Annotated in this window: 2 protein-coding genes; both read left to right on the top strand. The window is 46.1% G+C overall.

All coding sequences use genetic code 11. The features are described from left to right. The coding region (locus tag A3739_RS25135; RefSeq protein ID WP_068503197.1) for a DUF58 domain-containing protein at window positions 1-757 on the top strand (757 nt) is incomplete at its 5' end. Next, window positions 754-963, top strand: a 210-nt coding sequence (locus tag A3739_RS25130) for a DUF4381 domain-containing protein (protein WP_156502823.1), incomplete at its 3' end; no start/stop codon positions are given. The genes A3739_RS25135 and A3739_RS25130, both read left to right, overlap by 4 nt.

Here is a 963-nt window from a genome sequence, read left to right as displayed (position 1 = left end):
CGATTGGCGTGTAACTGCGCGCAAACAATCTACGCATACAAAGCTATTCCAAGAAGAGCGAGAGCGTCCTGTTGTGGTTATCTGTGATCAGAGCGCTTCTATGTTTTTTGGTAGCCGCGGCTGTTTAAAATCTGTACTCGCAGCGCGATGTGCAGCACTATTGTCTTGGAGTGCGTATGCGCATAATGATCGCGTAGGCGGAATAATTTTTAACGATCAACAACTACTCACTATCAAACCCGGTCGTAACCGCAAGTCTATTCTTCAGTACATCAACCATGTCGTTGCGTTAAACAACGAACTAAGTGCAGAGACCTCGGCATCAGCGCCTCAACTTAATCGAAATCAACAGTTCACCCTAGCGCTCAAAGAAGCTTGCCAAGTCATAAAGCCGGGTACCTTGATATTTGTTATTAGTGATTATCACAAGCTTGATGCCACCGGCGAGCGCCATCTAAATACTTTGGCTAAGCATAATGAGCTTGTATTGCTACGCTGCACAGACCCCTTAGAAAAGAATTTGCCAACAGGGGGGGCACTTCCGGTGTCGGATGGCGATCATACCTTTTACATTCGCGGACAAGACGAGGGTGCTCGTAAGGTCTTATCTAATTGGGATGAAGCAATTACTAATCGCGTCGAACAGCTGTCGCGTAATAGGGATGTAAATGCTTGGGAGTTGAACACGAATCTCGACTTTGAGCATCAACTTGCTGAAATTTCTCGGCAAGTTTCGTTAGGAGCATCATCGCGATGAACGAGCTCCCTATTCACGACATTATTACTCAGCCTGCTATTTCATGGTGGCCGCCATCTATTGGTTGGTGGGTGCTTGCCGCTCTACTAATTACACTTATTTTTGTGACCGTTAGATTCATTTTTGTGCGTCATCGCAATAACCAATGGAAGCGTGTTGCGCTAGCTAAGTTCGAGACTCTTAAATCGCAGGAGTCTCAGACAGTT

This window comes from Oleiphilus sp. HI0067, assembly GCF_001635735.1.
Note: the sequence above shows the minus strand (reverse complement) of the source record. Positions and strands in the feature narration are given on the sequence as shown.